General features: G+C 49.8%; 29 protein-coding genes. 9 read left to right on the top strand and 20 right to left on the bottom strand.

Annotated features, from left to right (window positions below; genetic code table 11):
- Window positions 1–24: 24 nt before the first annotated feature.
- Window positions 25–678: a LysM-like peptidoglycan-binding domain-containing protein gene (locus tag MD588_RS23975; RefSeq protein ID WP_265700386.1), complete on the bottom strand. Its 654-nt coding sequence runs from the start codon at window positions 676–678 to the stop codon at window positions 25–27.
- Window positions 679–801: 123 nt separating this feature from the next.
- On the opposite strand from MD588_RS23975, the gene MD588_RS23970 reads away from it, so the two are divergent.
- Window positions 802–1422, top strand: coding sequence for an FKBP-type peptidyl-prolyl cis-trans isomerase (locus MD588_RS23970; protein ID WP_265700385.1), 621 nt, complete (start codon window positions 802–804; stop codon window positions 1420–1422).
- Window positions 1423–1595: 173 nt separating this feature from the next.
- Window positions 1596–2090 carry a DUF2780 domain-containing protein gene (locus MD588_RS23965; protein ID WP_265700384.1) on the top strand — a complete coding sequence of 165 codons (495 nt, stop codon included), beginning with the start codon at window positions 1596–1598 and terminating at the stop codon, window positions 2088–2090.
- A 180-nt stretch (window positions 2091–2270) separates the two neighbouring features.
- Here MD588_RS23965 and MD588_RS23960 read toward each other — a convergent pair whose 3' ends face one another.
- The 8 genes from MD588_RS23960 to cyaB form a co-directional block, all read right to left on the bottom strand.
- Window positions 2271–3032, bottom strand: a complete 762-nt coding sequence (locus MD588_RS23960) for a phosphoadenylyl-sulfate reductase (protein ID WP_265700383.1) — start codon at window positions 3030–3032, stop codon at window positions 2271–2273.
- Window positions 3025–4716 carry an assimilatory sulfite reductase (NADPH) hemoprotein subunit gene (gene cysI / locus MD588_RS23955; RefSeq protein ID WP_265700382.1) on the bottom strand — a complete coding sequence of 564 codons (1692 nt, stop codon included), beginning with the start codon at window positions 4714–4716 and terminating at the stop codon, window positions 3025–3027. The genes MD588_RS23960 and cysI overlap by 8 nt, the downstream gene beginning before the upstream one ends.
- Complete coding sequence (locus tag MD588_RS23950; protein ID WP_265700380.1) at window positions 4716–6533, bottom strand: assimilatory sulfite reductase (NADPH) flavoprotein subunit; 1818 nt, start codon at window positions 6531–6533, stop codon at window positions 4716–4718. The genes cysI and MD588_RS23950 overlap by 1 nt, the downstream gene beginning before the upstream one ends.
- A gap of 158 nt (window positions 6534–6691) precedes the next feature.
- Window positions 6692–6925, bottom strand: a complete 234-nt coding sequence (locus MD588_RS23945) for a thymidylate kinase (protein ID WP_265700378.1) — start codon at window positions 6923–6925, stop codon at window positions 6692–6694.
- A 115-nt stretch (window positions 6926–7040) separates the two neighbouring features.
- Window positions 7041–7679, bottom strand: coding sequence for a TIGR04219 family outer membrane beta-barrel protein (locus MD588_RS23940; RefSeq protein WP_265700377.1), 639 nt, complete (start codon window positions 7677–7679; stop codon window positions 7041–7043).
- Window positions 7680–7837: 158 nt separating this feature from the next.
- On the bottom strand, window positions 7838–8074 hold the full coding sequence (pspG, locus tag MD588_RS23935; RefSeq protein ID WP_265700375.1) for an envelope stress response protein PspG: 237 nt from the start codon (window positions 8072–8074) through the stop codon (window positions 7838–7840).
- 185 nt (window positions 8075–8259) lie between these two features.
- Window positions 8260–9300, bottom strand: coding sequence for a tRNA dihydrouridine(20/20a) synthase DusA (dusA, locus tag MD588_RS23930; RefSeq protein WP_265700374.1), 1041 nt, complete (start codon window positions 9298–9300; stop codon window positions 8260–8262).
- A gap of 482 nt (window positions 9301–9782) precedes the next feature.
- A complete protein-coding gene (gene cyaB / locus MD588_RS23925) occupies window positions 9783–10346 on the bottom strand; it encodes a class IV adenylate cyclase (protein WP_265700373.1) in 564 nt (187 codons plus the stop codon).
- 372 nt (window positions 10347–10718) lie between these two features.
- Between cyaB and MD588_RS23920 the strand changes: the two genes are divergently transcribed.
- From MD588_RS23920 to MD588_RS23905, 4 genes are all read left to right on the top strand, one after another.
- Window positions 10719–10868: a hypothetical protein gene (locus MD588_RS23920; RefSeq protein WP_265700371.1), complete on the top strand. Its 150-nt coding sequence runs from the start codon at window positions 10719–10721 to the stop codon at window positions 10866–10868.
- A gap of 59 nt (window positions 10869–10927) precedes the next feature.
- On the top strand, window positions 10928–11377 hold the full coding sequence (gene zur, locus MD588_RS23915) for a zinc uptake transcriptional repressor Zur (RefSeq protein ID WP_265700370.1): 450 nt from the start codon (window positions 10928–10930) through the stop codon (window positions 11375–11377).
- 34 nt (window positions 11378–11411) lie between these two features.
- Window positions 11412–11876, top strand: coding sequence for a chemotaxis protein CheX (locus MD588_RS23910; protein WP_265700369.1), 465 nt, complete (start codon window positions 11412–11414; stop codon window positions 11874–11876).
- 271 nt (window positions 11877–12147) lie between these two features.
- Entirely contained in the window at window positions 12148–12357 is a 210-nt protein-coding gene (locus MD588_RS23905; protein WP_047875438.1) for a cold-shock protein, read from the top strand.
- Window positions 12358–12434: 77 nt separating this feature from the next.
- Here MD588_RS23905 and pgi read toward each other — a convergent pair whose 3' ends face one another.
- Complete coding sequence (gene pgi / locus MD588_RS23900; RefSeq protein WP_265700367.1) at window positions 12435–14087, bottom strand: glucose-6-phosphate isomerase; 1653 nt, start codon at window positions 14085–14087, stop codon at window positions 12435–12437.
- A 283-nt stretch (window positions 14088–14370) separates the two neighbouring features.
- Between pgi and MD588_RS23895 the strand changes: the two genes are divergently transcribed.
- Window positions 14371–14790, top strand: a complete 420-nt coding sequence (locus MD588_RS23895) for a secondary thiamine-phosphate synthase enzyme YjbQ (protein WP_265700365.1) — start codon at window positions 14371–14373, stop codon at window positions 14788–14790.
- A 67-nt stretch (window positions 14791–14857) separates the two neighbouring features.
- Here MD588_RS23895 and MD588_RS23890 read toward each other — a convergent pair whose 3' ends face one another.
- The 3 genes from MD588_RS23890 to MD588_RS23880 form a co-directional block, all read right to left on the bottom strand.
- Window positions 14858–16105, bottom strand: a complete 1248-nt coding sequence (locus MD588_RS23890; RefSeq protein WP_265700401.1) for a BamA/TamA family outer membrane protein — start codon at window positions 16103–16105, stop codon at window positions 14858–14860.
- 25 nt (window positions 16106–16130) lie between these two features.
- On the bottom strand, window positions 16131–17210 hold the full coding sequence (alr, locus tag MD588_RS23885; protein WP_265700364.1) for an alanine racemase: 1080 nt from the start codon (window positions 17208–17210) through the stop codon (window positions 16131–16133).
- 72 nt (window positions 17211–17282) lie between these two features.
- Window positions 17283–18680: a replicative DNA helicase gene (locus MD588_RS23880; protein WP_265700363.1), complete on the bottom strand. Its 1398-nt coding sequence runs from the start codon at window positions 18678–18680 to the stop codon at window positions 17283–17285.
- 246 nt (window positions 18681–18926) lie between these two features.
- Here MD588_RS23880 and MD588_RS23875 point away from each other — a divergent pair, with 246 nt between their 5' ends.
- Entirely contained in the window at window positions 18927–19679 is a 753-nt protein-coding gene (locus tag MD588_RS23875) for a DUF481 domain-containing protein (RefSeq protein WP_265700362.1), read from the top strand.
- Window positions 19680–19787: 108 nt separating this feature from the next.
- Here MD588_RS23875 and rplI read toward each other — a convergent pair whose 3' ends face one another.
- From rplI to nsrR, 7 genes are all read right to left on the bottom strand, one after another.
- Window positions 19788–20240, bottom strand: coding sequence for a 50S ribosomal protein L9 (gene rplI / locus MD588_RS23870; RefSeq protein WP_265700360.1), 453 nt, complete (start codon window positions 20238–20240; stop codon window positions 19788–19790).
- A gap of 37 nt (window positions 20241–20277) precedes the next feature.
- Window positions 20278–20505 (bottom strand): 30S ribosomal protein S18, encoded by a 228-nt coding sequence (gene rpsR, locus MD588_RS23865; RefSeq protein WP_002539422.1) that lies wholly within the window; start codon window positions 20503–20505, stop codon window positions 20278–20280.
- Window positions 20506–20508: 3 nt separating this feature from the next.
- Complete coding sequence (priB, locus tag MD588_RS23860) at window positions 20509–20823, bottom strand: primosomal replication protein N (protein ID WP_265700358.1); 315 nt, start codon at window positions 20821–20823, stop codon at window positions 20509–20511.
- Window positions 20824–20830: 7 nt separating this feature from the next.
- Window positions 20831–21232, bottom strand: coding sequence for a 30S ribosomal protein S6 (gene rpsF / locus MD588_RS23855; RefSeq protein ID WP_265700356.1), 402 nt, complete (start codon window positions 21230–21232; stop codon window positions 20831–20833).
- A gap of 349 nt (window positions 21233–21581) precedes the next feature.
- The gene (gene rlmB, locus MD588_RS23850; RefSeq protein WP_265700355.1) at window positions 21582–22322 is read right to left on the bottom strand and encodes a 23S rRNA (guanosine(2251)-2'-O)-methyltransferase RlmB; all 741 of its coding nucleotides are present in this window, start codon (window positions 22320–22322) and stop codon (window positions 21582–21584) included.
- 3 nt (window positions 22323–22325) lie between these two features.
- On the bottom strand, window positions 22326–24860 hold the full coding sequence (gene rnr / locus MD588_RS23845) for a ribonuclease R (RefSeq protein WP_265700353.1): 2535 nt from the start codon (window positions 24858–24860) through the stop codon (window positions 22326–22328).
- 124 nt (window positions 24861–24984) lie between these two features.
- Window positions 24985–25416 carry a nitric oxide-sensing transcriptional repressor NsrR gene (nsrR, locus tag MD588_RS23840; RefSeq protein WP_265700352.1) on the bottom strand — a complete coding sequence of 144 codons (432 nt, stop codon included), beginning with the start codon at window positions 25414–25416 and terminating at the stop codon, window positions 24985–24987.
- A gap of 114 nt (window positions 25417–25530) precedes the next feature.
- Between nsrR and hmpA the strand changes: the two genes are divergently transcribed.
- Window positions 25531–26715, top strand: a complete 1185-nt coding sequence (gene hmpA / locus MD588_RS23835) for an NO-inducible flavohemoprotein (protein WP_265700351.1) — start codon at window positions 25531–25533, stop codon at window positions 26713–26715.
- The last annotated feature ends 50 nt before the right edge of the window (window positions 26716–26765 follow it).

Below are 26765 nucleotides of genomic sequence, written 5' to 3'. Positions count from 1 at the left end.
TTTTCCAATCAGTAACAAAGACAATTATTGGCTACGGATGAAACTGCCATCCGAGCGGCGGAAGAACATCACTGACTCACCACTACGGCTTTCAATCTGCAATGCATCTAATCCACCTTTTGCGGTTTGCTTATAACGCAGCCATTGGCCGGCTTTGATCCGGCTAAGTGGCTTGTCCTTGCCCTCGATGGCAGCCACTGCATAAAGGTCGGCTAGTGGCAGCGACTTCTCGCGGAAAATATGAGCCAGTGTTTCGCCCTGCTGTACCTGGTATTTTTGCCACGACTTCTCTGTAGCCGGCTGCTTTCGTTCCGGCTCAGCAGGCTCGGTATCAGGTTGTCTTTTCGGTACTGCTGCGACCGCACGCTTGGGGGATTCAGGCTCAGCACGCTGACCAACCGGAGGTGGAACCTCTTGGTTACTCTCGAGGTTAAGTGCAAGTTCCCGTCGTTCCGGCTCAGCAGGTACTGACGTCGACGTTTTTTCACTCGCAGGCAGCAGCAATAAAATGCCCATCACGGGAATTAATACCGTCAGCGCTTTGCGATGCAAAGAGGGCAGAGACTGCCACTTCGCTTTCAGCGGGGCTAGCTTAGCCTTCAGTTCATCCTTGTTAAAAGAAAAACTGGGAAGCTTAAATTCACTCTTTTTCTTCGAACGGCGTTTGGCCTGTCCCATATACAACACTCCAGCGTTCTCATCTCACGCAATCAAACGACATCTTGTCACAAAAGTTTACCCCTTGGGGTCGAAACTGTTATCCTGCCTGCTTTAATTCACTCTACATTAAGAGATGACACCATGTCTGACATTAAACTAGATACAGTTGAAACTAAAGCAAGCTATGGTATCGGTCTACAAATGGGCCAACAGCTAGCGCAAAGCGGTCTTGAAGGCCTAAACGTTGCAGCTATCGCTAAAGGTATCGCAACTTCCCTAACTGGCGAAATGCCAGAAATCGAAGTTGACGACATCAACAATGCACTACGTGAAATCCACACTCGTGCAGAAGAAGCTCGTCAAGAGCAAGCTAAAGCGGCTGCAGCTGACGGTGAAGCATTCCTAAAAGATAACGCACTGCGCCCTGAAGTTACAGTAACTGAATCTGGTCTTCAGTACGAAGTTCTTGTTGAAGGCAACGGCGAAATCCCGACTTCTGACAAGCAAGTACGTGTTCACTACCACGGTGAGCTAACTGACGGTACTGTATTCGACAGCTCTGTATCTCGCGGCCAGCCTGCTGAGTTCCCTGTAACTGGCGTTATCGCTGGTTGGGTTGAAGCTCTACAAATGATGCCTGTTGGCTCTAAGTGGAAGCTATACATCCCTCAAGATCTTGCATATGGCGAGCGTGGCGCGGGTGCCGCAATCCCTCCATACGCAGCACTAGTATTCGAAGTGGAACTACTAGACATCCTGTAAGCCAATCTTGGTTAAACAGACTAGTTAAAAACGGTGCCTCGGCGCCGTTTTATTTTATCAAATGCCTCAGCGCCATACCCCGACCACCTTAGCAAATCACATTTTTTCTACTTAATTTAGTATATTCGCCGCATTCCCCACTACGCTTAAGGCGTTAATCATAGGAGGATGCCATGGTAATCAAACCACTTTTTTTCGCTCGCTTTCTTTGCCTTGCTACACTGCTCAGCAGTTTCGTTTTTTCGGCCACCAGCTCTGCTTTCAGTCTTTCAGACCTGTTCGGCAGCGATGATAAAGAAGAAGCGACAGCCACTGCTGCCAACCCCTTAACCAATATACTCAGTAGCCAGCTAGGCGTCACTTCAGAGCAAGCCGCAGGTGGTGCCGGGGCATTATTATCCCTCGCATCCAGCCAACTCAGCGGCGATCAGGCGACCGAGTTAAGCAAAATGATACCAGGCGCCGATGCACTTAGCGGCGCGATACCAGCAGGCTTAGGCGGAATGCTAACCAATATGGATACCATCAATCAGGTATTTTCAGCCCTGGGAATGGATGCCAGTATGGTCAGCCAGTTCATCCCTATCGTCATGCAGTTTTTAGGGGATCAGGGTGCCAGTACCGGGTTAATGGATGCAGTAGGAAAAGTCTGGAACCCCGCGGGCTAACAAATTGTGGCCGCGAGGATAGCGAGAAAGACGTTAGCAGCTGTCAGAAATAAGTAAAATATCATATAAAAACAGCAGGCTATGCTTTCTTTCTGCTCATAAATAAAAAACCTTATCTATATCGACTAACCGGTATCAGATAAGGTTTTTAATTATTAGAGAAAAGTATTGGCAGCGAGATCAGATTCCGGAACCATCGGATTCGGCATCATCTTCATGCAGCCCGCACTCTCGCTTGAGGCCGAAGAACCGGGTCTCTTCTTCTTTCATCCCTGGCTCCCACTTACGGGTGGTATGGATATCTCCGACGGACAGGTATCCCTGCTCCCACAGCGGGTGATAAGGCAGATCATGCTCGGTCAGATACTGGTGAATATCCTTGTTGCTCCAGTCGATCAGCGGCAGAAACTTAAACAAGCCATTTTGAATTACCAGTACCGGTAAAGTCGCCCGGGTATCTGACTGTTCCCTGCGTAACCCCGAGAACCAGGCTCCGACATTAAGTTCATCCAAGGCCCGACGCATCGGCTCAACCTTGTTCAGGCGGTTATACTGCTTGATGCCATCAACCCCCTGCTCCCAAAGCTTGCCGAACCGTGCTTCCTGCCAAGCCGGGCTTACCTCTGCACGGTAGACGTGGAGGTTCAATGACAGACGAACGGTTAGCTGATCGATAAACTGATAGGTTTCCGGGAAAAGATAGCCCGTATCCGTCAGGATCACCGGCACATCAGGCTTCTCCTGCGTCACCAGGTGCAACATGACAGCTGACTGGATCCCGAAACTTGATGCCAGCGCAAATTCACCGTCCAGATGCTCCAACGCCCAACGGACTCTTTCCCGGGCTGTCAGGATCTCTAGCTCTGCATTAATTTCCGCCAGCTGAAGGATCTGCTCTACTTTATTCTTCTCAAGCAACTCTGCTAACGCGAACTTAGGCATAGAAATCCCTCTTAGATACTAAAACCGGCTCGATGAGCCCGGCACGAATTGTGAAGTCACCAAAGGCTTCTCCCGCCTCTCGCTCGTTTGACCAACGCCCCACCAGCAGGTCGATCTCTTCCATGATCTGAGCAACGGTAATGTTCTCACGGTACATTTTCGGCACCCGGGTACCATTCCGGTTACCACCCAGGTGAAGGTTATAGCGTCCAGGCGCCTTACCCACCAGACCAATCTCTGCCAGCATCGCCCGACCACAGCCATTTGGACATCCGGTCACGCGCAGGATGATGTTTTCCTCGGCAGACAAACCGTGCTTAGCCAGAACACCTTCAACATCGGTGACAAATTCAGGCAAGAAGCGTTCTGCTTCTGCCATTGCCAATGGACAGGTCGGCAATGACACACAGGCCATGGAGTTTTTACGCTGCTCGCTGACACCATCATCGATCAGACCATGATCGCGAGCGATCTTTTCGATCCTCTTTTTATCCCTGGCTGCCACCCCCGCCACAATCAAGTTTTGGTTGGCTGTCATACGAAAATCGCCTTTGTGTACCTTGGCAATTTCAGCCATGCCGGTTTTCAGTGGTTTACCCGGGTAGTCCAACAAACGGCCGTTCTCAATGAACAATGCCAGATGGTGCTTACCATCAATGCCTTCTCCCCAACCGATGCGATCACCCCGGTCGGTAAACTCATACGGGCGGCTAGCGGCAAACTCGATTCCCGCCCGCTTCTCGACTTCCGCCTTGAACACATCGCTCCCCACACGGTCCAGGGTGTACTTGGTCTTGGCATTTTTACGGTTAGAGCGGTTACCCCAGTCACGTTGGGTCGTTACCACTGCTGCTGCAACATCCAGTGTTTTCTCTAGCGGAATAAAGCCAAAATCATCAGCCCGGCGCGGATAGGTAGACTTATCACCATGGGTCATGGCCAAGCCGCCTCCCACCAGTACATTAAAGCCGACCAGCTTGCCATCTTCGGCAATAGCGACGAAGTTCAAGTCGTTGGCATGTACATCAACATCGTTCTGCGGCGGGATCACCACTGTCGTCTTGAACTTACGTGGCAGGTAAGTGCTGCCGAGGATCGGCTCCTCATCCGTGGTTTCGACTTTCTCGCCATCGAGCCAAATTTCGGCATAGGCACGGGTTTTCGGCAGCAGATGCTCACTGATTTTCTTTGCCCACTCATAGGCTTCCTGATGCAACTCGGACTCAACCGGGTTGGTAGTACACAATACGTTACGGTTCACATCACCGGCCGTGGCGATTGAGTCAATACCAATCTTGTTCAGCGTCTGGTGCATCAGCTTAATGTTTGGCTTCAGCACGCCATGGAACTGAAACGTCTGTCGGGTGGTCAAGCGGATACTGCCGTACAGGCTGTGTTCTTCAGCAAACTTATCGATCGCCAGCCACTGGGTCGGGGTAATAACGCCCCCTGGCATCCGAGCACGCAGCATCACATTTTGCAACGGCTCCAGTTTCTGCTTAGCACGCTCGGCACGGATGTCTCGGTCATCCTGCTGATACATACCGTGGAAACGGATCAGCTGGAAGTTATCGGCCGTAAATCCCCCAGTGATACGATCTTTCAAATCGTTCTCAATGGTGCCGCGCAAAAAGTTACTTTCGCGCTTCAGGCGCTCGTTATCTGATAGTTTTTGCTCAGTCATTAGTACACATCCCTTTGATAACGCTTGTTCTTGCGCAGCTCATTCAGATACTGCTCTGCCTGCTCACGACTTTGCAGACCTTGTTGCTCGGCTATAGTGATCAGGGCCTCGTGCACATCTTTGGCCATATGGTTAGCATCACCACAAACATAGACATGCGCGCCATCCTGCAGCCACTGCCAAACCTGGGCAGCATGTTCAAGCAGTCGGTGCTGCACATACACCTTTTCCACCTGGTCGCGGCTAAAAGCCACATCCAACTGAGTCACTACACCCGATTTCAGGTACTTCTGCCACTCAACTTGATATAGGAAATCTTCAGTAAAGGTGCGGTCGCCAAAGAACAACCAGTTCTTACCTTCCGCTTCTCGGTTTTCCCGCTCCTGAACAAATGCACGGAATGGGGCAATACCGGTGCCCGGGCCAATCATGATCACCGGGGTATTATCATCTGCAGGCAACTTAAAGTTATTGTTACCCTCAACAAAGACCTTAACACTATCGCCTTCCTCCAAGCGATACGACAAGTGGCTGGATGCTCCGCCTTGGCGGGTTTCATCGCCACTCTCAAACTCAACCACCCCAACCGTCAGGTGCACCTCCTCACCGACTTCTTCCTGGCTGGATGCAATAGAGTAAAGGCGCGGGGTCAATCGGCGTAGCAAACCAACAAGCTGCTCGGCGTTCAGCTTGGTTTTCTTCTCGGCCAGAACATCAATAACCTGAGTTTGGCCGGCATAGCTACGTAGCTTGTCTTTGTCCGCCACCAATTTTTCCAGCTTTTTACTGCCAGACAGCTCAGCAAACTTAGTCACCAGCTGCGGATTCGCCGCAGTGATCTCATACTTGCCTATCAAAGCCTGTTTCAATGTCAGGGCTTCCCCATCGACCTCGACACTTTCAGAGCCATCCAGTCCAACCCGTACCGCAAGGGCTTCAGCCAGAGCCGAATCATTTTCATACCAAACGCCAAGCGCGTCGCCCGGCTGGTAAGTCAGCCCTGAGCCTTCAAGATCGATTTCAATATGTCGGACATCTTTTCCCGAGCGACGCCCGGTGATCTTCTGACTGGTCAGCAGTGTCGCCTGATAGGGATTTTGCTTTGAATATTGAGAGACCGCCTGCAGAGCATTGGCGACTGGTAGCTGAACCACTTCCGCTTCGCCTGTGGACAACGTTTCTTTGACCTTCTCCAGCGCCTTCGCTCGCCATTCTGCCGCAGGGGCATCATAGTCCACGTCACAGTCAAGTCTTGCCAGCATCGGCTCGCCGCCCAACGTGCTGATGTAGCTATCAAAGTCTTTTGCCGTCTGGCAGAAAAACTCGTAACTGGCATCCCCCAGGCCAATAACCGCATATTTTAGGTTGGGCAGTTTAGGGGCTTTCTTCGACTGCAAAAACTCGTGCAGCTCGATAGCATCATCCGGCGCTTCACCCTCACCGTGAGTAGAGGCCACAATGATCACATGAGTCTCTTTCGCCAGGTTCTTGCCTTTGTAATCACCCGCGGCAAATAGCTCAACGGCGATCCCGGCAGCATCGGCTTCCGCTTTTAATGCTTCAGCAACCCCTTTGGCATTACCTGTTTGGGAGGCATGAATAATGGTTAGTTTTCCTGCTGGCTGGGCAGCGACTGCCGCTGCAGGTTGCCCGACAGACTGCTGTTGGCCTGCTGGCTGAGTTTGGCTTAGCCCCCAAAAATAACCGCTGATCCACGCCAGTTGCTGTGGCGATAATTCTGCAGCGGCCTGCTGCAGCTGACCTATTTGCTGATCATTGAGTGGGCTGGCTATGGCCGAGAGTTCCTTAAGTAACATGACACGACGATCCCTATATATTGCGTAGTGTTAGATTAGCGACTCAAGGAAATAACAAGAAAGAATAGATAAGAATGTTTTATAACTTTTAGTAAGGTTAAAAAACGTGAGATAAATTCGGCTTAACCTGGTATTAAGCCGGAATATTACCCAGCAATTTAAAAGGTATCGGCAATACGTACTTGATGGAAACCGACTTCAAAAGCCCGCTCCGTAGCGGTATCTATATCACGGTAACATTTTTCACTGCCGGCCCCATCGGTCAACGGTACAAACCCGCCTCGTCGATGACGAAACTCCACAATCCAGCCATTGGCCTGAATCGAGGGCTCAATCACCGCTTCCACAATATCGTGGTTGGCATATAATCTCTGGAGTTCAGATAATGTCATAAGCCCACTTCCTGAAAGTTGTATCATTTTAAAAATGGTACAAAAATGCGAAAACAGGCAACAAAAAAGCCACGATAAATCGTGGCTTTTGCAATCTGGCTATATGAACAACAACTTAGATATCGATTTCGATACCGGCAAACCAGCCGTCCAGCTTCACTTTACCTTCTGTTTGTTTGATAAAGTCAAAGTCATAGTCCATCACACGGTAGCCCGCACGCAAGTTCAGATCAGCAGCAATAAGAGGCAGCGTCCACTTCACACCCACCTGGCCGTCAACAGTGCTTGTGCTGTCATAGTTACCCATGTTCAAATCACCGAACACAGAAACTGGTGTCATTGGAACACCTACCTCAACATTACCGTATAGGTTTGGTTGCCACTCGCTGAAACTTTCACCTGCAAAGTTACCGGCGTTATACTTAGACAACGTTACACCGATATCGAAAGCAATCGCATCGTTATCTAAAATTTCATAGTAGGCAGTGTAATCAGTCTGGCCGAAAGACACAGCACCGGCATCAACATCTGCATAGCGTAGACGCACATTCGGTACTAGAGGAATGAAATGCTCTAGCGCAACGTGATACGAGAACTGAGTATCGCTATCACTATTTTTTGTATCGTTGATTTTTGCATCTGCAAACCATGCATCTGCACCGGCTTTTACACCCAGAAGCATTGCTGCCTGTGCAGGTACTGCTGCTGAAAGAGCAACCGCAGCCGCCACAGCAGAAATAGTCAATTTGTTCATGCCGAGTCTCCGCTCATTATTAGAATTTGGAATTTGAAAATTCGGCCCAAACTATACCAGATGCTGTACAAGAAAACCGCATTTCATTCCGTTACCTAATATTTTCAGAACAAACATATCAATCCCATCAAAATTCAAAATAATCCATCTCAACGGGATTAATAACGGCGGTGATAACGCTTGCGATGCTGCTGCTCGGCTTTACGCTCGCGGCATAGCCAAACCACAACGGCAATCACAATCAGCCATGGTAATAGTTTGATCATCACCCCAACCATGCCGGCAACAGCCATCACAACAAAACCAGCCAAGACCGCGAAAATCATGCCGACCATACTGACGCCCGTTAACACCAGTACCGCTGCAAAAGACAATAGAAACAGTAACTCAATCATTATGTAGCCCTCTTCGCTTTATCTCTGTATTACCATTACAAGGTGCACAAACTAGGCCAGAATAAGAAAAACAATTAAGCCATTATTTATCAGGCAGATACAAAAAAAGCGCTGACAGGTAACCGTCAACGCTTTTTAAAGTTAGCTATTTTCACCATTTAACATGGTGAAAAAAACCACATCAGTTAGACATCCAAATGGGCCGGAATTTTGTCCAACGCCTGCTGCAGTACTTCGATGCCAGCACCCGGCTTATGCGCGTTTTCGCTAATATGGCGGCGCCATTGACGGGCACCCGGCATATTCTGGAACAAACCCAGCATATGGCGGGAGATATGGTTAAGGTAAGAACCGTTAGCCATCTGACGCTCAATATACGGGTACATTGCCTCTACCACTTCACGGCGTTTTTTTACCGGCTTATTGCTGCCGAACAGTCGCTGATCAAGCTCTGCCATCATATAAGGGTTCTGGTAGGCTTCACGGCCAACCATTGCGCCATCCAGGTGTTCCAAGTGGGCTTCAATTTCAGCCAGCGTTTTAACACCGCCGTTGACCGCCATGGTTAAATGAGGGAAATCTCGCTTCAACTGGTAAACACGCGGGTAGTCCAGCGGTGGGATCTCACGGTTTTCTTTCGGGCTCAAGCCACTTAGCCAGGCCTTGCGAGCGTGGATGGTAAAATCATCACAACCGCCTTTCTCGCTGACCGTACCAATAAAGTCCGTCAGGAACTGATAGGAATCTTGCTCATCAATCCCAATACGGGTTTTTACCGTCACAGGAATATCAACCACTTCGCGCATTGCTGACACACACTGTGCTACCAATTCCGCCTCGCCCATCAGGCAAGCACCGAAGCGGCCGTTCTGCACACGGTCAGACGGACACCCTACGTTCAGATTAACTTCGTCGTAACCACGCTCTTGAGCCAATTTGGCACAATGGGCCAGATCCGCCGGATTCGAACCACCCAGCTGAAGTGCCAGCGGGTGCTCTTCTTCGTTATAGGCCAGATAGTCAGCCTTGCCGTGAATAATAGCGCCAGTAGTCACCATCTCGGTGTACAGCAAGGCATGCTCACTCAGCAAGCGGTGGAAGTAACGGCAGTGACGATCTGTCCAGTCGAGCATCGGGGCAACGGAAAAACGGCATGATGGAAAATCAGCACTCAGTGTTGGTTCTGTTTGTAAATCGTCGCGGTTGGCAACAGCACTATCTTGCATCGAAAAGCCTCATTTTGACCCGTTTACCCGTCGATAATTGCTATTAAGCCAACTAATAGCAAAACAGAGGTACCGCTCTCTTCCCCCAGTAGTATTGTCACCAGGGTTGAAACCGACACTCCGAACGGCAGTTTACTAAAGAGAGCGGATTCTACCTCATATCGGCCCGTAGCCCAACTATAGCGATCATTCTGCTTATCCCAACCAATAAACCACATAGAAAAAGAACATGGCAGGCCAACCAAGCAATCTCATAAGCGATTGTAATAAAAGAAAATAAACATCAACCATCCGCGTAACGTGCAGCTAATAGAGCTTTTGACCACCAACAACCCAAAAACCTGTACAGCATATTTATCTCATATGTTTCAATACATTATAAACACCAACTCATCCCCACCAGCCGTTACCAAGCTTTTAGGTAAATAAAGAGCAATAAGCTGTACATAATCAAGTAAGTGTTCACGATGGCCAAATCACATCTAGCCCAGACACTGATTCAACTCGTTATGTCCCAGCAACTGCCGGTACGATCTCGGCTCAATATCGACGCCGTTAAGCCCAAGCTTAACGCCAAGCTCAAGGCACTGGTGCCTCAATGTTTCCAATTGATCAACATCGTTCGTCATCACGGCAATTTCAGCAAAACACCCTAACTCACTCACGCTATCCAGTGTTATGTGAAACTGTTGATAAAAGTAGATGCTCCGTTGCTTTGCAATCTCAAATGCCGCCCGATATCCCAAGGTACGTAACATACTGTCGGTTTTCTCGACCGATTCAACATTAACAGCCTCGCAGCGGTCATCCCCGGGGCCCTTAACAATCCACAACTTAATTCCTGAGGGCTCCATACTGCGGACACTCATGCTTATTTTCTGCTGTGCCAGGGCATGGTCTGCCATTTCATAATAAGTATCTTGCTCACGGTTATTTACTACAAACTCACTGGCTCCAAGCGATATAAGACGCTGTAGCAACAAATCGTGTGCCTTAACCCGAAACTTATATTCCACTTCATACTTACCAACAAAATGCTCTGTCATTTTACCTTCAATACCTTTCCTCAAAAGATCCGTTGACGAATCGCAGTACCGATTTTCGAACCTGAGCAGCTTCATAGCTCAAAATGCCATCCAATTAGTATTAGTACAGCCATGTTCCAAATGAAAACACCCTAACCAGCATAAAGACCATAACAAGCCTAACGATAATAACTGTAAAACACTGATAAAGAAGAGCTTTTACAGTAAGACCACACAAGCCGTACAGCTTTTTTAGCTTTTAGGTTATTGTAGTGAAAAAGCTGTACAGGCTGTACACGTCAAATATATCAATAACTTACACTCACCCAAACTACCCCCAGAAAGCAAGGTTCAGCTTTCTTGTGTCCGGCAAGGAAAAAGCTGTACTGCGGTATGCAACGAAGCGAAGTAAACAGTCGCTTCCCGGCACTCGATACGGGAGAAGCTTACTCATTAATAACCGTTCCGCGCCCTTTGCCGTTAAATAGCCGTGATCCGGAACACGATTTTTCTGGCCTTTTAAGCAGGAATGACTGGAACTAAGATACGTTTCCCGAATGCTATGATAAACTACTGGACTTATCGCTGTTTATTGAGGTTATATGGCAAATCAAACGCAACTGCTGAATAAAGCGCAACAGATTTGCGAGCAACGAGGAGTAAGGCTGACACCTCAACGGCTGAAAGTACTTGAGCTAATCATTGAGCATCATAGTTCGATAAGTGCCTATGAGCTGCTGGACTTACTCAGGGAAACCGAACCACAAGCGAAGCCGCCGACGGTATACCGCGCCCTTGATTTTCTTTTAGCTCAGGGCTTTGTACATAAGGTTGAGTCAACTAACAGCTATATTGCCTGTTGTGTTCTCGGACATGCAGACCATTGCTCGCAGCTGCTTATTTGTGATGAGTGCGGTACTGTCGAAGAATGCCATGATGATGAACTGGCTAAATTACTGCGCCAGAAGGCTGAGAATCATGGTTTTCAGATTTCTAATCATGTTGTGGAAAGCCACGGCATTTGTCATACGTGCCAGAACAGCAAGCAGTAACTTTTACATTTACTAATACAGTCATTATCCAATTATGCGTGCAGAATTCGTAAACCCTTTCCTAGCTTCACTCCTGAATGTATTAAAGACCATGGCGTCGATGGAGTTAGCACCACAAAAGCCTCGAGTAAAAAAAGATGAAGTCGCCCGCGGTGATGTATCTGGCCTGATCGGTATGATTGGCCCCCAAACCAAAGGCTCTATGTCTATCACCTTTGATGAGCCCCTAGCGCTAGAAATCATGCAACGTATGTTGGGTGAGCGACCGAATGGCATCAATGAGGAAGTCACCGATATGGTGGGTGAGATCACCAATATGGTCACGGGCGGCGCCAAACGTATCCTCGCTGAGCGTGGCTATGATTTTGAAATGGCTACACCGGCAGTAGTATCCGGTCGTGGGCACACCATCACCCATAAGTGCGACGGCGCAATTATTATCATGCCGTTCGACTCTGAGTATGGTAAGGCCTTTATTGAGATCTGTTTTGACGGCTAACCACCAGCCACTGACCTGTTAATTCGCCCCAGCCAGAGTTCTCTGGCTGGCGATCCTCCCCTTTCCATACCAAGATCTCTATCCCCTTGAAATTTCTGTGAAGAAGCCACAAATCCCAGATAAAAGACTACCCACAACCAGATAATCGGTCTAGACTTGATATGCTGAATAAGCATCAAGACTCTTATTGCCCTGATGTTTTAGCACGTAACTTTTGCTTGCCTATCCGGCCAAGCAAGGAAATGCCCACATTCAAAGGAAAGATCGTAACATGAACAAACTGACTGGAACCGTTAAATGGTTTAACGATGAAAAAGGCTTTGGCTTCATTTCTGGTGCTGATGGCAAAGATGTCTTCGTTCACTTTAGTGCAATTCAAGCCCAGGGCCGTCGCACCTTACAGGAAGGCCAGAGTGTTGAGTTTATCGTGACAGATGGTCAGAAAGGTCCACAAGCAAGCGAAGTTGTCGCGCTATCATAATTCTGCTGAGCGTTTTCAACCTCAGAATGAAAAAAACGCCGCTAAGCGGCGTTTTTTATCGTAAATCAAGCTACTGCCTAGCTACGCCATTGTTTAAACGCGTTAATTAGGCCATTGGTCGAACTGTCGTGGCTAGCAATCTCTTCAGCATTGTTCAGCTCTGGCAGAATGTTGTTTGCTAGTTGTTTACCTAGCTCAACACCCCACTGATCAAAACTAAAGATGTTCCAAATAACACCCTGAGTGAAAATCTTCTGCTCATATAGCGCGATAAGCGAACCCAGTACAGAAGGCGTCACCTGCTTAACCAAGATCGAGTTAGTTGGACGGTTGCCTTCGAAGACTTTAAACGGAACCAGCTCTTTTACTTCATCCAGCGTCTTACCTGCTGCAACGAATTCCGCTTCAACCTGCTCTTTGGTTTTACCAAATGCCAGTGCTTCAGTCTGAGCAAAGAAGTTAGCCATCAGCTTAGGATGGTGATCGCTTAGTGGGTTGTGGCTAATTGCCGGCGCAATAAAATCACACGGGATCAGCTTGGTGCCCTGGTGAATTAGCTGGTAGAACGCATGCTGGCCATTCGTACCTGGCTCACCCCAGATAATTGGACCCGTCTGGTAATCAATAGGGTTACCGCCACGGTCAACACACTTGCCGTTTGACTCCATGTTGCCCTGCTGGAAGTATGCAGCGAAGCGGTGCAGATATTGGTCGTATGGCAGGATCGCTTCTGATTCTGCACCGTGGAAGTTGTTGTACCAGATACCGATTAGCGCCAGGATAACCGGGAGGTTTTCAGCTAGTGGGGCTTCTGCAAAGTGCTTGTCCATCGCATGTGCACCGTCAAGCAGCTCGACAAAATTGTCGAAGCCGATAGATAGGCTGATCGATAGACCAATCGCAGAACATAACGAGTAACGACCGCCAACCCAGTCCCAGAACTCGAACATATTGTCGGTATCGATACCGAACTCGGCAACTGAAGTCGCGTTGGTGGACAATGCCGCAAAGTGCTTGGCAACATGAGCCTGATCTTGTGCCGTCGCCAGGAACCAGTCACGTGCAGAATGCGCATTGGTCATCGTTTCTTGGGTTGTGAATGTCTTAGAAGCGATCAGGAACAACGTCGTTTCAGGGTTTAGCGCTTTTAGTGTTTCAGCAATATGCGTACCATCGACATTCGATACGAAATGCATGTTCAGGCGGGTTTTATAAGGAGCCAGAGCCTCTGTCACCATATATGGACCAAGATCGGAACCACCAATACCGATATTTACCACATCGGTAATTTCTTTACCGGTATAGCCTTTCCAGTCACCATCAACGATGCGTGCGGTGAAGTCTTTCATCTTCGCCAATACCGCATTCACTTTTGGCATTACGTCTTCACCGTCAACCATTACCGGCGTGTTGCTGCGGTTACGAAGCGCAGAGTGCAGAACAGCACGACCTTCGGTCTGGTTGATTTTTTCACCGCTGAACAAGTCAGCAATTGCAGCTTCAAGCTCAGTTTGCTCCGCAAGGGCGAGTAGCTTGCTCATCGTCTCTTCTGTGATTAGGTTTTTAGAGTAATCAAGCAGAATGTCAGAGCCGAAATTTGCCGAAAACTTGGCAAAACGCTCGCTGTCCTGGGCAAACAGCTCGCTCAACTGAAGATCCTGTGCATCTTCAAAGTGTGCCGTCAGCGCTTTCCACGCCTGAGTATGCGTTGGATTGATGTTTTTCAACATGGTGAAGTTCCTGATGTTTTATTTTTTCTATCCATTAGCCGGATCAGCCTGATCCTGGCCATGGATCCCCGATATTTGTAAATGTTGTCAATTTTAGCGCAACCAGCAGAGTCGGCTAATTTTTTGTAATTTTACGACTTATGACAGATTATGACTTGAAGCCACCTCTACCTGCATTGAGTCAGGTCACGAAAATTAAGAGTAAATAATAGACGCAAAAAACGCTTATGAGTACAGTAATTATCTAAGATTGCAGCAAAGTGATAACAAAGAGGCAAGCACCATGTGGTTCCAGAAGACAATTCAGCTCAAACCAAAGCAGCGTGGCTTTCATCTTGTAACCGATGAAATAGAACAACAAATCCCGGCTCTCCAGCAATATCGCATTGGGCTAGCCCATTTATTTATCCAACATACCTCTGCCAGCCTGACCATCAACGAGAATGCTGATCCTACCGTTCGTAGCGATATGGAATCCCATTTCAACCGATCTGTCCCTGAACGGGCACCTTATTACCTGCACACCTATGAAGGTGATGATGACATGCCTGCCCATATTAAAGCCTCAACCCTGGGCAGCAGCATTACTATTCCTGTCTCGCAGGGACGCTTGGCCCTGGGGACCTGGCAGGGGATCTATCTGGGCGAGCACCGCGATCATGGTGGCTGCCGCCGGATAGTGGTGACAATACAAGGGGAATAATCACAGAAAGCAGGAAGGGAATAGGTATCGAGTAACTAAACATAGATACCCGATACTAAGTTCTGCTTTAAAACGGCTGGTTGATCATGACGCGGAACAGGCTGTCTTCGCTGCCCCAGGCCATCTCGGTCCGGACAACGACACCTTCAACCTGAAAGCGGATCGCTCCGCCGGCACTCCACTGCATATCCTGGTGAAGTTCACGCAGATCGTACTCACCCGCTACCCGACCGACATCAACAAAGGCAACCCACTGCCACCAAGGCACGTCATACCATTCAAAGACCGGCCAGTCTTCCAGCGGCTGCCAGTCTGGCAATACTCGGTATTCCATACTGTAGCTAAGAGCAGAACGATCAACAAACCGCCCACTCTGAAAACTGCGCAGGCGGTACAGGCCACCAAGGCGGATACCCGCGTAGGCTGGTGGACGGCGGAACGCCTCCTGGCCATCGACGGTTTCCTGGCTATTCCAGCTCGGAGTATCACCGGTATAAACATTAAAAGCGAGTACCTGCTGGTCAAGCAGTTCTCCCAGTGCGCCGAGATCCCAGAACCAGCTCTGGTTTAGCTCCCACTTCCACCAGCTGGCGTGATCCGAACTTCCTGGTGCATAGGTCACACTGAACTGGCTCCGGCTTCCTGTTGTGGGGTTACGGCTGTTATTGCGGTTATCCCAGTCAGCACGGGTCTCCAGCCCCCACACGCTTTCCGCTTCACTGAAGCCAGGTACGGAACCAGCCTCCAAGTTGGAGAACTCACGGCTCTGGTAAAAAGGCCGGAACTCTATCGATGTCACCCCACTATTCCACGGTGCATTACCTGACACCGGGCGATTAGGCCGTAATGCGGCGCGCAATCCCTGGGTCTCGGCCGCTCCGACAGGCAGGATATAACGGGCAGAAAGACGATACTGGCCTTCTTCGGCATCAGCCACCGTGGCATCATCGGCAACCGAGTCATTGCGGGTTGCATCGCCAAGAAAATAGTCAAACTGCTTGAACTCGGCCGCATACAATTCGGCACCAAACAGCCAGCGGCTACCATTGCCAAGTGTATAGTTACTCGCTCCGAGATAAGTCATCCAAGTGCCTTTATCGGTTACCAGCCCAGCGCCCAACAGGGCTGCCTGCGGCTGTCCGGCCCCTTTTAGCACCCCGGCGACTCCCACCGAGAATCCCATCGAATCGGTTGAGAAAGCAAATGGAACCGCTGCCGTTTCCGGCTCCCAAGTCGGCCAGCCATCAGCTTGCGCGGCCAGTGAATATGATAAAGCCGCAGCAACGGCTGCGGCTTTGAAGTTATAAGGCTTTATCAAAATCGTCGGTATCTATACTTATTTACAAATAGGCCATTGCCACCCGGGAGGTGAGTTTCGTCACCAACTCATAGGCGATCGTACCGATATGCTCGGCAACCACTTCCGCGGGTAACCCTTCGCCCCATAAAATGGCTTCGTCACCGACTCTGTCTTCGGCATCCGGGCCGAGGTCAACCGTTAGCATATCCATCGAAACCCGACCAGCCATAGGTACAATACGGCCATTAACCAATACCGGTGTGCCATTTGGCGCTGAGCGCGGATAACCGTCACCATAACCAATAGCAATCACCCCAACCTTGGTATCCCGCTCGCTAGTCCAGATCCCGCCATAACCGACTTGCTCGCCTTTTTTTACGTCTCTGACTGCAATCAGGCTGGAGGTCAACGTCATCACCGGCTGCATATTGTACGCTGCCGCCGAACGCTCGGCTTCTACAAAAGGCGACACCCCATACATAATAATCCCGGGGCGAATCCACTCCAGGTGGCTGTCTGGCCAAGCCAGGATACCAGCCGAAGCAGCCAGCGAGCGCTCGCCGCGGCAACCTTTTGTCAGGGAAAGAAAGGTGTTGATTTGCTGCAACGTTACGGCACTGCCAACCTCATCAGCACAGCCAAAATGACTCATATAGCGCAGCGGTTTCGCGACATTTGGGCAGGCATGCAGGCGCTCGACAAACTCATTGAGCTGTTCAGGCCGAACACCAAGGCGGTGCATCCCGGTATCTATCTTCAGCCACACCACCACCGGGCTATCCAGTGAGGTCTGCTCCAAGGCCTCAAGCTGCTCGATAGAGTGAACGACGGTGTGAATATTATTGGTTACCAGTACCGGCAGATCAGAGGCGGCATAGAAACCTTCGAGCAAGAGAACGGGTTTCACCACGCCGCCCGCACGTAAGGTCAGTGCCTCTTCAATCCGTGCGACACCAAAACCATCCACATCCGGCAGACTTTGTGCCACGTGAGCCAAACCATGGCCATAGCCATTGGCCTTCACCACCGCCAGTATTTTACTGTTTGGGGCCTGTAATCGGAGCTGGCTGATATTGTGAGTCAGCGCTTCTGTGTTGATATAAGCTGTCGCCGCTTTCATCAAAAATCCTACATTAATGAATCCGGCCTGGGCCGGGAAGCCGACACCAAGTCATCAAGAAAATCCGCCCGGTTACTCTTCGTCGAAGGCCGGGCCGGCATAGTTATCAAATCGAGAGAACTGTCCCTGGAAGGTCAGACGTACAGAGCCGATTGGACCATTACGCTGCTTACCGATAATAATCTCAGCAATCCCTTTCAGGGCACTGTCTTCGTGATATACCTCATCACGATAAATAAACATGATCAAATCGGCATCCTGCTCGATGGCGCCCGATTCACGCAAGTCCGAGTTAACCGGGCGTTTGTCTGCACGTTGCTCCAACGATCGGTTAAGCTGCGATAGCGCGACTACAGGCACATTCAGCTCTTTTGCCAGCGCTTTCAGGGAGCGGGAAATCTCGGCAATCTCCAAGGTACGGTTATCCTGCAACCCCGGCACTCGCATCAGCTGAAGGTAATCGATCATGATCATGCTAAGACCGCCGCTATCGCGGGCGATACGTCGGGCACGGGAGCGGACTTCCGTCGGGGTCAGGCCCGAGCTGTCATCGATGTACATATTCTTCTTCTCCATCAGAATACCCATCGTTGACGAAATACGCGCCCAGTCTTCATCATCCAGCTGACCGGTACGGATCTTGGTCTGATCGACTCGGGACAATGAAGCGAGCATACGCATCATGATCTGTTCGGCAGGCATCTCCAGCGAGAAAATCAGCACCGGTTTTTCCTGCTCCATCGCCGCATTTTCACACAAGTTCATCGCGAAGGTGGTTTTACCCATCGATGGACGTGCCGCCACGATAATCAAGTCGGAGCCTTGCAGGCCAGCCGTTTTCTTATTCAAATCGCTAAAGCCGGTCGAGACCCCTGTCACACCATCCTGCGGGGTTTGGTATAACAACTCAATACGCTCTAAGGTCTTTTCCAGAATGGTATCAACATTCTGCGGGCCTTCATTTTCCGAGGTGCGCTGTTCGGCAATGGCAAAAACTTTACTTTCCGCCATATCCAGCAAGTCTTCACTGGTTCGCCCCTGCGGATCATAACCGGCATCGGCAATTTCATTGGCAACACCGATCATGTCACGGATCAGAGCCCGTTCACGGACAATTTCGGCATAGGCCGAGATGTTTGCCGCAGACGGAGTGTTCTTGGCAAGCTCGGCAAGATAGGCAAAGCCACCGACATCCTCCAGTTGGTCAGCACGCTCAAGGTGTTCTGATAAGGTGATCAGGTCGAGTGGCTGGCCACTTTCCAGTAAAACCGAAACGCCTTCAAAAACAATGCGGTGAGGGCGGCTGTAGAAGTCATTAGCGACCACTTTTTCAGCCACGGCATCCCATTTCTCATTATCCAGCATCAAGCCACCAAGGACTGACTGCTCGGCTTCCAGAGAGTGCGGAGGCATTTTTATTGCATCCATCTGGGAATCTTTGGGTTTATTCGGTTTACTTTTATCTGCCATAGGAATTGCGTGCTTGCCGGAAACTAGGCCGGGCATTATACCTTATTCGTAGTTAGTCTATGTATCAATATAGTCGCGAAAAGCACAATAACTCGAGATGCAACATTTCCAAACAATGATTATGCAACGCATTCTGCCTAGGCAGCGCTAATCATCATGATTCTTGACCAAATACTGACATTTATCAGGTAAACTGCGTGATCTGATACCGAATCTATTACTGACTCTCAACCTGAAGGAGGACGCTTGGCAAGATATTTACCGATATTGTTGCTGCTTGCCAATACGACAGCCTATGCGGGCGACGACGACACGCCGACACGGATCCCACCACCATGGTCAAGCGAGTTGGAACTGGGGTATCAGTCTCTGGGGGGAAACTCTGACTCAGAATCACTCAATAGCCGTGTTGCGTTTACTTACGTGAAAAACCAGTACCGCCAAACTGCCGAGGCGAAATACCTGCTGGCAGAAAAAGATGGCGAGGAGGACAAGCGCAAAGGCCAGATCGAACTTCAGAGTGATATGAAGATCAATGAGCGGACCTATGTACTGGGCAACGCGACCTATATCGATGACCGTTACGGCCCGTACTTTACCGATTTCACATTGTCTACCGGTCTCGGTTATCAGTTATTGCGGCTGGAAACCTTCCAGATGGAAGTGGAAGCCGGTCCCGGCTACCGCCACCAAGAGCCGAATATTGATGAAATCGACGATGACGATATCATTGTGCCGGAAACGGTCGATGAATTGATTCTCAGGGGAAATATGAAGTTCACCTGGAAGCCGTCCAAAACCGTCGAGCTCAATGCGCGCTTTACCGGTATCGCGGGCAACAGCAACAGCACGTTGGAATCTGAGATCAACCTGACCAGTTCCATCACCGAACATATTGCGATTAAACTCAGTAACACCCAGAAACTCAACAGCTGGGTACCTGATGGGCTGAAAAAGCGTGACTCCACGATGACGATCAACCTGCTGTTCAAGATCTAAGCGCCCTGCCAAGCAACTCTTTCCACCAAACACGATCTTTCTCACCAAACTCCAGATACAAAAAAGCCAGCCCGAAGGCTGGCTTTTTACTAACAACGCTAAAAGCTATTACTCTGCAGCAACAACAGCTAGGTTGATAGTTGCGAATACTTCAGAATGCAGCTGGATGCTGATTTCGAATTCGCCAGTAGTACGTAGTGCGCCTTCAGGTAGACGAACTTCGCTCTTCACTACTTCAACGCCAGCTGCAGTTACAGCGTCAGCGATGTCACGAGTACCGATAGAGCCGAATAGCTTACCTTCGTCGCCAGCTTTAGAAGCAATAACAACTGCTTCTAGAGCGCTTAGCTTGTCAGCACGAGCTTGAGCAGCTACTAGTTGCTCAGCAACTTTAGCTTCAAGTTCTGCACGACGTGCTTCGAACATTTCAACGTTAGCGTTAGTTGCCATTACAGCCTTACCTTGTGGGATAAGGAAGTTACGAGCGTAACCAGCTTTAACGTTAACTTGGTCGCCTAGGCCACCTAGGTTACCGATTTTATCAAGTAGAATAACTTGCATTATCTTGTCCTCTTAAACTTAATTTAACCGCTACCGATTACTGATGCTTGTCAGTGTACGGTAGAAGTGCTAGGTAACGAGAACGCTTGATAGCGCGAGCTAGCTGACGTTGGTATTTAGCACGAGTACCAGTGATACGGCTCGGTACAATTTTACCAGCTTCAGTAATGTAGTTTTTTAGAGTTGCTACGTCTTTGTAGTCAATCTCTTGTACGCCTTCTGCAGTGAAACGGCAGAATTTACGACGACGGAAGAAACGTGCCATGGGCTAATCTCCTGAACAAAATAATTCAATGTGGTCGGCATGCAATACTAATTTACCGATACCGTTACGGCCGGTTTGGTATGAGATAAATCCCGCTACCTTAATATGACTGCCAACAGCTAAATCTTGCGTGAGTACTTGCTGACCTTTACCACTGACTACCACGTTGATATAGCAATATACCTGCCGCGGTAAATCGGCTTCCCGTTGGTAGGAACGATGCTCAAGCACAAAGTGACAATGAGGGATTCCCGCCAGGGACTGGCTTCGTTTGGGGTCTTTGGCAATAACGCCAGATAACTCCAGACGATTGGTCACCTAAGAATTACTCAGCTGCTGCTTCGCCTTCAGACTGTGCTGGAGCAGCTGGCTGCTCTGCACGATCTTCACGCTTAGTGAAACGCTCTTCTTTAGCCTTCATCATTGGAGATGGCTCAGTGATAGCGTTTTTCGCACGCATGATCATGTTACGGATCACAGCATCGTTGAAACGGAAGCTTGACTCTAGCTCGTCAATTACAGACTGCTCAGCTTCAACGTTCATTAGAACGTAGTGTGCTTTGTGCAGTTTGTTGATTGGGTAAGCCATTTGACGACGACCCCAATCTTCTAGACGGTGAATCTGGCCACCAGAATCTTTGATTGAACCAGTGTAACGCTCGATCATGCCAGCAACCTGTTCGCTTTGATCAGGGTGCACCATGAATACGATTTCGTAATGACGCATTGGTTGCTCCTTACGGATTAATCAGCTTCTCTATTTGGCTCGGTCATCCAGGAGAAGCAAGGAACTAAAAAAAGAACCGAGAATTTGGAGGCAGAATAGTACAGAGAATGGGCAATCTAAGCAAGCGAATTTTAAGGTTTGGCGGGAAGTAACTGAGTTTAAGCCATTAAACTAAACAGGCGTGGACGCATAGATGGCTAGCCCTTACAGGAAGAGTAAGTTGGGCTGGTAAGTGTTAGCGAAAAAACGGCCAAAATAAAAAAGCAGAAGCGTAATAATAACTCCGCTTCTGCTCTTGCTAGCGCCTAGGTTCTGTTTTCCTAGGGCCGTCTTATAAGGCTTCTGCCCCTTAGCCGTCCTGACGCTGACGCACGGCCTCGAACAGGCAAATCCCCGTCGCCACAGAGACGTTCAGGCTAGAAACTGAGCCAGCCATCGGAATTTTGATCAAATCGTCACAGGTCTCACGGGTCAGACGGCGCATGCCCTCGCCTTCGGCCCCCATCACAATCGCCAACGGGCCGGTCAGCTTGCTGTGATAGATATCATGAGTGGCTTCGCCAGCGGTTCCCACTACCCAAACGCCTTTGTCCTGCAGTGCGCGCAATGAACGAGCCAAGTTGGTCACACGAACCAGTGGCATCACTTCTGCAGCGCCACAAGCAACCTTGCTGGCCGTTGCATTCAGTTGGGCAGAACGGTCTTTAGGCACAATCACCGCCACCGCACCAGCCGCATCGGCATTACGCAAACAGGCGCCAAGGTTGTGTGGATCTGTCACCCCATCCAGCACCAGCAGCAATGGGTTTTCTTTTCCGGCCAGCAGATCATCAAGATCATTTTCATTGTACTGCTTGCCCGGCTTTACCCGTGCAATGATGCCCTGATGAGACGCGCCCTTCACTTTGTCATCCATCGCCTTACGGCCTGCCTGCTGCATAGTAATGCCCAGCATCTGAAGCTCGTTCAGCACTGGCATCAGACGGTCATCTTGACGGCCTTTCAGGACAAACACTTCAATGAAGCGTGACGGATCGGAAGCCAAAATGGCTTTGACGGCATGAATGCCGAAAATTACTTGATTACTCATGTCTTAGTTCTTCTTCGCTGCGCGTTCTTTTTTACCAGCTCGTTGCTTGCGTTTCTTGGTCGATTTTTTCTTGGCTTTCTTCTTGTCGTCCGCTTTGCCTTTAGGGGCTTTATCGTCCTCAAGACGTGGGATCGCTCCCGCCTTCAGCTTCTGACGTACCGAGCTACGCTCTTTTTTCGACTTGCTACGGTGCTCTTGCTGTGCCTCACCATCCTCGACACGATAGACTTTCATGCTCTGGCGCTGCAAACCTTCAGCCTTGCGCATCCGCTGCTTCTTTTCTCGGTTTTTGGCAGTCTTGCCCGCACCACGAGGTTTACGGGTACTACCGACGATATCAAAGTCAATCTGGCGGTCATTAAGGTTAATTGAGGCCACTTTTACTTTAACCGTATCACCCAGACGGTAGACCTGTCCGGAGCTATCACCAATCAGTCGCTGGCCAATTGCATCGTACTGGTAGTAGTCGTTGGCCAGGTTGGAAATATGGACCAAGCCATCAATGTTCAGCTCGTTGAGACGAACAAAGAAACCAAAGCCTGTTACGTTGGCAATCACGCCGTCAAACTCGTCGCCGACATGATCCTGCATGTACTCACACTTCAGCCAGTCAGCCACATCACGGGTTGCATCATCGGCCCTGCGTTCGGTCATCGAGCACTGCTCGCCCAATACATCCATATCATCAAACGAATAATGGTAGCCGCCCGTCGGTGTCCAGCGATCGGTATTCTTACCTTCTTTCTTGGCAATCAGATACTTAAGCGCACGGTGCAAGGTCAGATCCGGGTAACGGCGGATTGGCGAGGTAAAGTGCGCGTACTGCTTCAATGCCAAACCAAAGTGGCCAATGTTATCGGCCTGGTACACCGCCTGCTTCATCGAGCGCAGCAGCATGGTCTGGATCAGCTCTTTGTCCGGACGGTTCTGGATCAGCGTCGCCAGCTCGGCATAGTCACGTGGTGAAGGCTCCAACCCACCCGACAGGTTCAGGCTCAGTTCGCCAAGAAAATCACGGAAGCCGATCAGGCGCTCTTCGCCCGGCGCATCATGCACCCGGTAAAGGGCTGGCTCTTTGGCCTTCTCGACAAAACGTGCAGAGGCGATATTGGCCAGGATCATACATTCTTCGATGATCTTATGCGCATCATTACGTTCAGCCGGCACAATGCGGTCAATCTTGCGGTCCGCATTGAAAATAAACTTGGTTTCTACCGTTTCAAACTCAATCGCACCACGCGATTCACGCTCTGTCTTCAGCACTTTATACATGCTGTACAGCTCTTCAAGGTGCGGTACCAGTGGCGCATAACGCTCACGCAGCTCCTCGTTGCCTTCCAGCATGCTGCTAACCTTGGTATAGGTCAGGCGAGCATGGGAGTTCATTACGGCTTCGTAATGCTTGTAACCCGACAGCTTACCGCTTTCCGAGATGGTCATTTCACAAACCATACACAGGCGATCGACCTGCGGATTGAGTGAACATAAGCCGTTCGACAGTACTTCCGGCAACATCGGGATCACCTGAGACGGGAAGTACACCGAGTTACCACGCTTGACCGCTTCGTTGTCCAGCGCAGAGCCCTGGCGAACATAATGGCTGACATCAGCAATGGCCACCCATAGGCGCCAACCACCGGAGCTCTTACGCTCACAATAAACAGCATCATCAAAGTCACGGGCGTCTTCGCCGTCAATGGTTACCAATGGCAAGTCACGCAGATCGACGCGGCCCTTCTTGGCCTCTTCAGGAACTTCTTCAGTTAGTCCCTGGATCTGTTTCTCAACCTCACTCGGCCATTCATTAGGAATATCATGGGTACGCAGGGCGATCTCAATTTCCATCCCCGGCGCCATATTCTCACCCAGCACTTCCACGACTTTACCGACAGCGTTGTGCTGACGAGTCGCTCGCTGGTTGATCTCGACCACCACCACATTCCCCATCCGGGCACCCATACGATAATCGTTAGGGATTACAATATCCTGGGCAATACGGGAGTCGTCAGGGACCACATAGCCCAAGCCATCTTCAATAAAGAAGCGGCCCACTATCTGGCCGGCATATTGTTGCAAAACACGAACCACACGACCTTCACGACGGCCCCGCTTATCTGTACCCGCCACTTGGGCCAAGATATAGTCACCATGGATCACCCCGCGCATCTGGTGATGCGGCAGCAGTAGGTCTTCTTCTTTGGCACTGGTACCTTCAGGACGCAAGAAGCCAAAACCATCGCGGTGACCAATCACATGGCCTTTGATCAGATCCAGACGCTCAGGCAAGGCATAGCACTGACGACGAGTAAAAATAAGCTGGCCATCCCGCTCCATCGCACGCAGGCGACGACGTAAGCCTTCATATTGTTCGTCACCCTCAAGCTTGAGTTCGGCAAACAGCTGATCACGGCTCACTGGCGCAGTAAAGCCGCGGATCACTTCAAGGAGCATCTCACGGCTTGGAATTGGGTTTTCATAATTTGATGCTTCGCGATCGCGAAAAGGGTCGACCGGTAAATCGGTAGTACCTTTGGACATAAGCAGATCCATATTGGCGAAGATATAACCATAGTATATCCGGGCCATAGGTGAACAGACGGGAGCAAAGTTCAATTTCTTTGCTCCACTGAATAATTTAAGAAGTTATTGGTTGGCTACACAATTATGCGACAGGACGATCCAGCAGCACACGCAGCGGCGGGTTATCCGTGATCATACTGGCCAGCGTATGCTGATCAAGTTCGGCTAAAAACGCGAGCCTTGCCGAATCCAAGATCCCTTTCAGGCGGCAAGCCGGTGTAATATGGCAAAATTCTTCACTGCAGTTCACTATCTGCAAGGGCTCAATTGCACGTACCACGTCCCCGAGGATAATTTTGTCCGCAGGCATTCCCAGGCGAATACCGCCATTTTTGCCGCGCACGGTTTCGACATAACCGAGCTGGCCCAATTTATTAATAATTTTGACCATATGGTTACGTGACACACTGTAAATTTCGGTCACTTTTGAAATACTGGCCAACTCCCCTTCCGGTAATGTTGCCAGGTATATCAGGGCCCGTAGGCCATAATCGGTAAAACTTGTTAGCTGCACAATAACTCCTCCTGCTGCCATTTTAATCTGGTTATTGACTAAAAGATACAGATCAGATACAACTTATAAGGTGCATTATAAATATAACTTTAATATAAGAAAGTAAAGTAAGTCATGATAAGTCAAAAAACCATCGATACAGTCAAAGCAACTGCTCCGTTGCTTGCCCAAACCGGTCCGGCGCTCACGGCCCATTTCTACCAGCGGATGTTCAGCCATAATCCTGAACTAAAAGATATTTTCAACATGAGTAACCAGCGCAACGGCGATCAGCGCGAAGCCCTGTTTAACGCTATCTGCGGTTACGCAAACAATATCGACAACTTGGCCGCCCTACTGCCGGCGGTCGAAAAAATTGCCCACAAACACACCAGCTTTATGATCACCGCCGAACAGTACGCCATTGTTGGCGATCACCTACTTGCCACCATTGATGAACTGTTTTCCCCAGGTCAGGAAGTTCTTGATGCCTGGGCCGAGGCTTACGGAGTTCTGGCAAATGTTTTTATCCGGCGTGAAGAAGCGATCTACCAGGAAAACGCCAGCAAAGACGGTGGCTGGCGAGGTACCCGAGAATTTGAAGTGGCAGAAAAAGTCCAAGAGAGCGATGTGATCACCAGCTTTACCTTCAAGCCAACTGATAACGGTGAAGTCTCTGATTTCAAACCGGGACAATACCTGGGGATCTACCTCAAGCCGGATGAATTTGAATATCAGGAAATCCGTCAATACAGCCTCTCCTCTTCCTCCCGTACCGGTAGTTACCGAATTTCGGTCAAACGTGAAGAAGGCGGCAAGGTTTCTGGCTACCTGCACGACACCCTAAAAGTCGGTGACAAGGTTCAGTTAGCCGCCCCGGCGGGTGATTTCATCCTCGACGTAGAGGCCGCAACACCAGTCGCCCTGATCTCGGCCGGAGTCGGCCTGACACCAACCTTGTCAATGCTGGAAACCCTGACTGAACACCAAGCTCCGGTTCACTGGCTCCACGCAACCGAGAGTGGCGCCCAGCATGCCTTTAAGAATCACGTCAACGCTCTCGCCGAGCAGCATGAACACATTACGGCAACCACTTGGTACCGCGAACCACTTGATTCTGACCGCCCGGCAGAAGACTTCCAGTATGAAGGCCTGATGGATCTGAGCAAACTTCAGTCTGAGCTAGCAAACACCGCGATGCACTATTACTTCTGTGGCCCTGTCGGCTTCATGCAGCATGTCGCCAAGCAGTTGATTGACATGGGGATCACTGAAGATCGTCTCCATTATGAGTGCTTTGGCCCACACAAGGTACTCTAAGCAACGGAAAGGCAATAAAAAGATAACCTTCCAAACCAGAAGAGAGGCCA

Source organism: Photobacterium obscurum (assembly GCF_026191635.1).
Classification (GTDB): Bacteria; Pseudomonadota; Gammaproteobacteria; order Enterobacterales; family Vibrionaceae; genus Photobacterium; species Photobacterium obscurum.
Note: the sequence above shows the minus strand (reverse complement) of the source record. Positions and strands in the feature narration are given on the sequence as shown.

Coding starts and splice junctions, on each gene's coding strand:
- MD588_RS23975 (WP_265700386.1), bottom strand. CDS start 678: ATGGGACAGGCCAAACGCCGTTCGAAGAAAAAGAGTGAATTTAAGCTT.
- MD588_RS23970 (WP_265700385.1), top strand. CDS start 802: ATGTCTGACATTAAACTAGATACAGTTGAAACTAAAGCAAGCTATGGT.
- MD588_RS23965 (WP_265700384.1), top strand. CDS start 1,596: ATGGTAATCAAACCACTTTTTTTCGCTCGCTTTCTTTGCCTTGCTACA.
- MD588_RS23960 (WP_265700383.1), bottom strand. CDS start 3,032: ATGCCTAAGTTCGCGTTAGCAGAGTTGCTTGAGAAGAATAAAGTAGAG.
- cysI (WP_265700382.1), bottom strand. CDS start 4,716: ATGACTGAGCAAAAACTATCAGATAACGAGCGCCTGAAGCGCGAAAGT.
- MD588_RS23950 (WP_265700380.1), bottom strand. CDS start 6,533: ATGTTACTTAAGGAACTCTCGGCCATAGCCAGCCCACTCAATGATCAG.
- MD588_RS23945 (WP_265700378.1), bottom strand. CDS start 6,925: ATGACATTATCTGAACTCCAGAGATTATATGCCAACCACGATATTGTG.
- MD588_RS23940 (WP_265700377.1), bottom strand. CDS start 7,679: ATGAACAAATTGACTATTTCTGCTGTGGCGGCTGCGGTTGCTCTTTCA.
- pspG (WP_265700375.1), bottom strand. CDS start 8,074: ATGATTGAGTTACTGTTTCTATTGTCTTTTGCAGCGGTACTGGTGTTA.
- dusA (WP_265700374.1), bottom strand. CDS start 9,300: ATGCAAGATAGTGCTGTTGCCAACCGCGACGATTTACAAACAGAACCA.
- cyaB (WP_265700373.1), bottom strand. CDS start 10,346: ATGACAGAGCATTTTGTTGGTAAGTATGAAGTGGAATATAAGTTTCGG.
- MD588_RS23920 (WP_265700371.1), top strand. CDS start 10,719: ATGCAACGAAGCGAAGTAAACAGTCGCTTCCCGGCACTCGATACGGGA.
- zur (WP_265700370.1), top strand. CDS start 10,928: ATGGCAAATCAAACGCAACTGCTGAATAAAGCGCAACAGATTTGCGAG.
- MD588_RS23910 (WP_265700369.1), top strand. CDS start 11,412: ATGCGTGCAGAATTCGTAAACCCTTTCCTAGCTTCACTCCTGAATGTA.
- MD588_RS23905 (WP_047875438.1), top strand. CDS start 12,148: ATGAACAAACTGACTGGAACCGTTAAATGGTTTAACGATGAAAAAGGC.
- pgi (WP_265700367.1), bottom strand. CDS start 14,087: ATGTTGAAAAACATCAATCCAACGCATACTCAGGCGTGGAAAGCGCTG.
- MD588_RS23895 (WP_265700365.1), top strand. CDS start 14,371: ATGTGGTTCCAGAAGACAATTCAGCTCAAACCAAAGCAGCGTGGCTTT.
- alr (WP_265700364.1), bottom strand. CDS start 17,210: ATGAAAGCGGCGACAGCTTATATCAACACAGAAGCGCTGACTCACAAT.
- MD588_RS23880 (WP_265700363.1), bottom strand. CDS start 18,680: ATGGCAGATAAAAGTAAACCGAATAAACCCAAAGATTCCCAGATGGAT.
- rplI (WP_265700360.1), bottom strand. CDS start 20,240: ATGCAAGTTATTCTACTTGATAAAATCGGTAACCTAGGTGGCCTAGGC.
- rpsR (WP_002539422.1), bottom strand. CDS start 20,505: ATGGCACGTTTCTTCCGTCGTCGTAAATTCTGCCGTTTCACTGCAGAA.
- rpsF (WP_265700356.1), bottom strand. CDS start 21,232: ATGCGTCATTACGAAATCGTATTCATGGTGCACCCTGATCAAAGCGAA.
- rlmB (WP_265700355.1), bottom strand. CDS start 22,322: ATGAGTAATCAAGTAATTTTCGGCATTCATGCCGTCAAAGCCATTTTG.
- rnr (WP_265700353.1), bottom strand. CDS start 24,860: ATGTCCAAAGGTACTACCGATTTACCGGTCGACCCTTTTCGCGATCGC.
- hmpA (WP_265700351.1), top strand. CDS start 25,531: ATGATAAGTCAAAAAACCATCGATACAGTCAAAGCAACTGCTCCGTTG.